The organism is Pseudomonas amygdali (assembly GCF_002699855.1).
In the GTDB taxonomy this organism is placed as follows: Bacteria; Pseudomonadota; Gammaproteobacteria; order Pseudomonadales; family Pseudomonadaceae; genus Aquipseudomonas; species Aquipseudomonas amygdali.
On sequence record NZ_LKBW01000254.1, the window covers coordinates 1 to 217 of the forward strand.

At 53.0% G+C, this 217-nt stretch carries 1 pseudogene; it reads left to right on the forward strand.

What is annotated here, in order from left to right:
• Positions 1-217: pseudogene (locus tag AO277_RS15750) on the forward strand (IS630 family transposase); the annotation flags it as partial.

Consider the following 217-nt stretch of genomic DNA (forward strand, 5'->3'; position numbering starts at 1 on the left):
TAGAGCACTGGTGTTATGTGTTGATGAGAAAAGCCAGATCCAGGCGCTGAACCGTACGCAACCTGGACTGCCTTTAGCGCCCGGAAATCCTGCGACACGTACGCACGATTACAAGCGTCACGGGACGACTTCGCTGTTTGCTGCTCTGGATGTAGCAACAGGCGAAGTCATTGGCCGGTTAAAGCGTCAGCATCGCAGTGTTGAGTTTCTGTCGTTT